Source organism: Streptomyces sp. NPDC048275 (genome assembly GCF_040652275.1).
Classification (GTDB): domain Bacteria; phylum Actinomycetota; class Actinomycetes; order Streptomycetales; family Streptomycetaceae; genus Streptomyces.
The window spans coordinates 25585-32224 of record NZ_JBEZLR010000110.1 but is presented as its reverse complement, the minus strand read 5'-3'; the positions used below and the strand labels follow the sequence as shown (position 1 = coordinate 32224).

Annotated in this window: 4 protein-coding genes and 2 pseudogenes; 2 read left to right on the top strand and 4 right to left on the bottom strand. The window is 69.2% G+C overall.

Features of this window, described 5'->3' with window-relative positions:
- Window positions 1-83 precede the first annotated feature (83 nt).
- Both AB0D57_RS40015 and AB0D57_RS40010 read right to left on the bottom strand, forming a co-directional pair.
- Window positions 84-413 (bottom strand): hypothetical protein, encoded by a 330-nt coding sequence (locus tag AB0D57_RS40015; protein ID WP_362085415.1) that lies wholly within the window; start codon window positions 411-413, stop codon window positions 84-86.
- A gap of 340 nt (window positions 414-753) precedes the next feature.
- Window positions 754-1692, bottom strand: a pseudogene (locus AB0D57_RS40010) (helix-turn-helix domain-containing protein); the annotation flags it as partial.
- Window positions 1693-1905: 213 nt separating this feature from the next.
- On the opposite strand from AB0D57_RS40010, the gene AB0D57_RS40005 reads away from it, so the two are divergent.
- On the top strand, window positions 1906-2460 hold the full coding sequence (locus AB0D57_RS40005; protein WP_362085412.1) for a hypothetical protein: 555 nt from the start codon (window positions 1906-1908) through the stop codon (window positions 2458-2460).
- Window positions 2461-2881: 421 nt separating this feature from the next.
- Here the strand turns inward: AB0D57_RS40005 and AB0D57_RS40000 are convergent.
- Window positions 2882-3960 (bottom strand): annotated as a pseudogene (locus tag AB0D57_RS40000) (transposase); the annotation flags it as partial.
- Between the two features lie 346 nt (window positions 3961-4306).
- Here AB0D57_RS40000 and AB0D57_RS39995 point away from each other — a divergent pair.
- A complete protein-coding gene (locus AB0D57_RS39995) occupies window positions 4307-5422 on the top strand; it encodes an N-acetylmuramoyl-L-alanine amidase (protein WP_362085409.1) in 1116 nt (371 codons plus the stop codon).
- 257 nt (window positions 5423-5679) lie between these two features.
- Here the strand turns inward: AB0D57_RS39995 and AB0D57_RS39990 are convergent, their stop codons facing one another.
- Entirely contained in the window at window positions 5680-6603 is a 924-nt protein-coding gene (locus tag AB0D57_RS39990; protein ID WP_362085406.1) for a transposase domain-containing protein, read from the bottom strand.
- Between the last annotated feature and the right edge of the window lie 37 nt (window positions 6604-6640).

Genomic DNA, 6640 nt, shown 5'->3' with positions numbered 1-6640 from the left:
GTCAACGTCCTGTGGGCCCTGATCCGTGACCGACGCTGCTACCAAGTCACGCTTCCAGCTTCCGCAGCCGGTTGACAACAGCATTAGGAAGCAAGTCTGAGGTGGCTGAGAACGAGGGCAATCAGCAGGAATGAGCCGACTGCCGACACCATGAGACCCGCCGCAGCGATGTGGCTGACCTTGATCTTGAACTTTTGATGGAGCACTTCGGCCACGGCAGCGGCGACTGCGAACATCACCGGGCCGGGGGCTACGGCGAGTCCTGTGCGTATCGCTGAGTAGTGCCCGTGGCCCTGCATCCACAGGTTTGCCGAGAGCAGGTTCACGGCGAGGGCCGCGAGCGCGAGCATCAGAACCAGGCCGCCGGCCATGTCGGGGAACTTCGCGGTCTGATCGTGCTTGGTGTTGGGCACCAGCCGGGCGGCGAAGACCTCGGCCTTTCACGCCAAGGCCACCGCCGCCCTGGGTGCTCACCTCATCCACGTCCCCGCCTGGATCGCCCGCTCAGCCCGGTGCCTCACCCTGCACCTACCGCAGCGATGTCCTGGCAGGACGCCTGGACACAACTGTTCGCCACCGGCGCCGCCGGGGCCGTGGTCCTCGCCTCGTGGGCCGTGGCCGACCGGCCGGCCTGAGCAGGCGCAGAGCGCTGCAGGCACGGAGCGCTATGGGCCTGAGGGCCTTACGAGGCCGAGGCAGCGACAGTGGACACGGACTCCGGGGCCGGGGCCGGGGCCGGAGTTGGTGCCGTGCCTGGAACGCGCGGCGGTACGCGTACGGGCTCGTCCCGACCACCCGCTTGAACCGCTCCCGGAACGCCGTCGCTGAGCCGAACCCCGCCTGTGCCGCGACGCGTTCGACCGGGTACGTCGTCGTCTCCAGGAGGTACTGGGCGCGGCGGACCCGTGCGCGGTGCAGCCACTGGAGCGGCGTGGTGCCCGTCTGCTCGCGGAAGCGGCGGTTGAGCGTACGGGTACTCATGCCGGCGTGGGCGGCGTCCTCCAGGGTCAGGTCACGGTCTGCGTTCCCCTCCAGCCAGGCGAGGAGGGGCTCCATCGTGGTGCCGGCCGGTACCGGCGGCTGTTCGTGGATGATGAACTGGGCTTGGCCGCCCTCCCGTTCGAGGGGCATGACGGACATCCGGGCGGCGTGCGCGGCGACGGCTGAGCCGTGGTCGTTGCGGATCATGTGCAGGCACATGTCGAGGGCGGCGGCCGCGCCGGCCGAGGTGAGGAACTGGCCGTTGTCGACGTAGAGGACGTTCGGGTCGACGGTCACGGCCGGGTATGTGGCCGCCAGGTCCTGGGCCGCGAACCAGTGGGTGGTCGCGCGCAGGCCGTCCAGCAGGCCGGTGGCGGCGAAGAGGAAGGCGCCGGCGCAGATGGAGGCGATCCGGGTGCCGTTCGCGGCGGCCGCGCGCAGCGCCTCCGTCACGCCGGGCGGGAGTGGGGCGGCCGGGTCGGTGACGCCGGGCAGGACGATCGTGTCGGCGTCGGCGAGCGCCTCCAGGCCGTAGGGGGCGCGGACCGTGAAGGGGCCCGCGTTCACCTCTTCGTCCGCCGTGGCCGAGCAGACCCGGATCCGGTAGGGCTCCCGGCCGTCCGGCAGCCGGGCCCAGCCGAAGGTGCCGATCGGGGCGGAGAGGTCGAAGGGGATGACCTGGTCGAGTGCCAGTACGGCCACGGTGTGCATGGCGAGAGCGTAGACATACGACGGGTTCCGGCCAAGGGGGGCTATGGTGCACTTGCCTTGTGCGGCCGTATCGTTTCCTGCGGAATCTGGGCGTGGCCGCCCGGGTGGGCGTTATGTCGTGAGGTATGGCGAGAATCCGTCGTGGCGAGAATCTGTCGGACCTTGGCAGAAGTGCCGCTTCCGTGGGTTGGTGCGTGCCCCTATCTTCAGCCCGTGAATAAGTTCCTTCTCATCGTGCACGTCCTCCTCGCGATCGTCGCCATCGGGCCCGTCACCGTGGCCGCCAGCATGTTCCCGCCCAGTGCGCGCAAGGCGCTCGCCGAGCCCGGGGACGCCCAGGCCCTCTCCACTGTCCGGGTGCTGCACCGCATCTGCCGTGTGTATGCGACGGTCGGCGCCTCCGTGCCCCTCTTCGGGTTCGCCACGGCCGACAGCATGGGCGTGCTCGGCGATACCTGGGTGATTGTCTCGATCGTGCTGACGGTGCTGGCCGCCGTCGTTCTCGGCGCGCTGGTCCTGCCCCAGCAGACTGCGCTCATAGAGGGCGTGGAGGGCATGGCGGAAGGCGGAGAAGGCGCGGGGGACGGCGGGGCGGGCATGGTGAACCCCGGAGCGGGCGATGTCGCTCAGCAGACCACCGTCCGGCTGAGCGATGTCGCTCAGCAGGCCACCGTCCGCCTCGCCATGGTCACCGGGCTCTTCAGCATGCTCTGGGTCACCGTCACGATCCTGATGATCATGCGACCGGGGTCAACCACGGGTGCTTAGCTTGATCTTTGACTTCGCCGGTCACCCGACCTGCTGATCTTGGTTTGTTCCTGAGAAAGCAGGACGGCCGTTCCTCCACGCTTCGAGGTGTCGAGCAACGTGTCCCACCGAGCCAACTCCGCCTTGGAGCTGGCCGCTTGGAAGATCTCCACAGTTCGAGAGGATTGGCATCGGCCGGGTCATCGAGCTGCCAGTCCAGGTACCGCGTGCCGGGGAAGATGCGGCAGGCGTTCCCGCACCCCGTTCGTTGATACATCGTGGATCACAACAACGGACTGCTCCCCTAGGAGCGTGGGTCGGTAATGGCCCAGCCGACGAGCCGTTGTGGATCGGCTGATGGCCGGTCGCGGCCGTTTGTTCGGGCCTGGTGCCGCAGTGGTGGGCTCGGTGGGCCGTTGTTCAGGGGGCTCCGGCCGGGCCGTCAGGCTCGGGCGGCGGCCAGCCCGGCGGTTCCGGCGTGCCGGAAGATCTTGCGGAGGTTGTGGCAGGCCGCCAGCAGTCGCCATTCGCCACGGGCCCCGTTCTCACCGCGCAGCAGCAGTTCACAGCCATCCTGGCAGGTCATAATCTGGCCGAATACGGGTTCGACGATGGCCTTGCGGCGGCTGTAGGCGGCGCGGCCGGGTTTGGTCCGCAGCTTGCGGGCCATGCGCTCACGGGCCGTGGCGTCCTGTGGGATGCGTCCGCGCGGTGCGGCGCTGACCTGCTCGTCGTAGGTCAGACGACCGGTGGCCATGAACGTGTCGGTGCCGTGCTCTTCCTTGCGGTCGGCTGCGGCCGCGAGGTTCGCCTCGGAGCAGTACCCTGCGTCGACCAGCGCCTGCTCGGGATGGATACCGGTGTTTGCGGCGGACTGGTCGAGCATCATGGTGTAGTTCAGCACGTCCGAGGGGTTCGTCGTCACATCGGCGGCGGTGATGATCTGGTGCGCGCCGTCCACGACGGCCTGGGCGTTGTAGGCCTGGATGTAGGCCCCGTCGCTGTTCTTCATGATCCGGGAGTCCGGGTCGGTGAAGTTGGCCTGCGCCTTATCCATCGGCCGCGCAACCTCGGCGGCCTTGTCTCCGGCGGCCTGCACGGCGTCGGGATTGTCGCCGGCACCGGTCCGCCCCTGGCGTCGGCGTTCCTTGTCCTCGGCGTGGCGCCGAGCCCGCTCGGCGGCCTCGGCCTCGATCTGCGCGCGAGCGGCCTGCATCTTCCCCAGGCGCTTCTCCCGCCGGTCCAGTTCGCCGGGCAGATCGGTGTCCTTGCCACCGCGGCCGAACTTCTCATCCTCGGCGGCGTCGACGGCGGCCGCGTCGGCCAGCAGCGCGGCCGCAGCGGCTTCGAGTTCTGCAATCTCCGCCTCGACGTGCTGCTCCTTGTCGACCAAGCGGGCGTAGCTCATCGCCTTGTGCTTTGAGGCATTGGCCTCAAGCTTCGTGCTGTCCAACGCCACCCTGCCCATCTTCACCGTGCCCAGCCTCTGCGCCAGGTGCAGCGACTGTGACTGTCTGCAAGGGGGCCCCGTTGGGCGCTCGGTCTGTCATCGGGTGGGCCGACGTGCCGGCGCCGCGAGTCGGCCGACATCGTCGCTGACGGGATGTCACAGCTATGTGCGGCACCCCCGCCTTGTGTGTTCTGAATAGCAACTCTCCGTAAGTGAACGGCTTTTGGGCAGTGAGAGGCGACCCCCGGTCGAACGATGCGTACCGCCGCCTCGTATAAAGAGTCAGTACTGAGGGAGAGCGCTTTCTGCCTGCCTCCTGCGACCCGCCCGGCATGCGCTCCGTGGCCGGGCCGGGGGCGGCAAGTTCCCCTCGCTCTGCGCCACTTGAAAGGATCCATTGTGCGCAAGAAGCTTCTCTTGAACCGTCGTGCCGTCCTCATCGCGGCCGGTGCCGCGGCCGGCGTTGCGGCCGGCCTGACTGCCGTGCCGGCGGTCGGTGCAACAACCTCCGCAACGGCCACTTCGGGCGCGCGTACGGTCCGTGTGGCGCGTACGCGTGCGAAGTCCGTCACCGGTGCCGCCGCGCGGACCGTACAGGCCGAATTCCCCGTGGAGCACGTCGGTGTCAGCTGGACCGGGTCCAGGCGGGGCGCGAGCATCCGGCTGATAGGCCAGGACGGCAGCCGTGGCGCGTGGACGGCGCTGCAGCCGGTCTGCGGGGCCGGTGCCGACGGGGATTCCGGCGACCCGGCGAAGAGCGTGAGCGTGCTGGTGCCGGCCGGCGGCGCCGCCGGGTACGAGCTGCAGCTGCCGGACGGCGCGACCGACGTACGTTCCACCGCCATCGACACGGTCAACGGGCCGTCCAAGGAGGTCGCCACGGCCGCGAAGGTGGGGCGGATCGCGGGCGTCGAGTACATCACCCGGGCCGGGTGGGGCGCCGACGAGTCCCTCCGCTTCAAGCCGGACGGCACCGAGAACTCGCCGCAGACCTACTACCCGGCACAGACGATGACCGTGCATCACACAGCGGGCGTCAACGGCGACCCTGACCCGGCGGCCACCATCCGGGCGTACTACTACCTCCACGCGATCACGAACGACTGGGGCGACATCGGCTACCACTACCTGATCGACGAGTCCGGCCTCATCTACGAGGGCCGTTACTCGGGCACGGACGGCATCCCCGCCCATGACGTGAGCGGGAAGATGGTGACCGCCTTCCACGCCTCCGGCTACAACTCGGGCAACCTCGGCATCGCCCTGCTCGGCAACTCGAACGAACAGCCCCCGACGGCCGCGGCCCGCCAGGCACTCATCCGGCTGCTGGCCGCGCTGTCCTTGTACCACAATTTCGACCCCGAGGCCGCCGTCACCTTCGTCAACCCGGTCAACGGCGTCCGCAAGGACGTCCAGATGATCAGCGGCCACCGTGACTGGCTCACCACCGAGTGCCCCGGCACCACGCTGTACGCCGACCTTCCCGCCCTGCGCAAGGACGTCGCGGCGAAGCTGTTGCAGCCCCACGCCTGACGGCGGAACCGGGCTGCCGGGCTGTCAGCCGGGCGGGGCGGCACGTGACATCAGGCCTGCGCCGCGGCGGTCTCCTAGGCCGCCGGCGGCGTCGCGCGCCCGTCATGAGTCACGCCCCGCCCGTTGCACGGAAGTGCAACGGACTTCCCCGTACGCGCATGGTGGACGAGCCCGCCATGCATGGGTCCCTTGACCAAGGCCGCCCACCCAACCGATGGATGGGGAGATTCTGTCCATCGCGACGGTTATGGCCGTTCTCATGGATATCGCCGCCTGTCGTCCTCACCCCCGATCGACGCCTTGGCCGATCGCGCCTGCTGCTCGACAAGCGCTCCCCTGCCGTGGCCACTCGATCGCAGCTCTCTGATGCCCTCCACCTGGGGTGGCCTGTGCCGGGGCCGGATGGTGACGGTGTAGTCGATGATGCGCATGAGGTGTCCTTGGGGCAGTCCTGTCGGAGTACGGCCGTGGAAGCGGGCGTTCCCCAGGCTCTGGCCCTCGGCGGGGGTGGGCATGACGGACAGGCACGAGCCGTCGGGCAGAACCCACAGGGGTGGCAGGACGAGGTTCTTCTTGATCCGCCAGGCGAGGTGGCAGCCGGTCGCTTCGGCCAGGCCCCACAGTTCATGGCAGGCGAAGTTGCGGTCAGCCAGCAGCAGCATGCCGGGCCGCAGGGAGGCGAGCAGGCGGCAGGCGAGCTTGTGCTCGCTGAATCCGGCGATCGAGTCGAAGGCCGCGTCGATGAGGGTGTGGGTGCCGCAGTCGATCAGGGGCATCAGTCTGACCTGCGGGTTTCCGCTCTTGTTGGCGCCGTCGCGGGCCACTGGCGTTCGAAGGAACGGCTGGTCGCCCAGGCGCTGGCGGGCTCTGGTGAGGGCTGAACTGGTGGGCAGGTGTTGGACGTGGCCGCCCGGCAGGTGCCGCAGTTTCTCGGTCAGGGTCCGCAGGACCACCCGGTAACCCGGCGGCCCAGTGCTGTCGGAGCTGCTGAACAGGCACAGGGCCAGGACGAAGCAGACCACCGCGCGGGCCGGCAGAAGCCTGCGGCGGCGCCCGGCCCTTCCGGTCAACTCCAGTACCTCGTCGACTACTTCGGGGGTGATCTCCTCGGTGAGTACGCCGAGCCGGATCCGGTCGCCGAACTGCGGCTCCAACGGCCTACGGGGGCTTGCAGGGGACACCGGAGGGACCGTCGTCGCCCGGCATTGGGCTGACCTC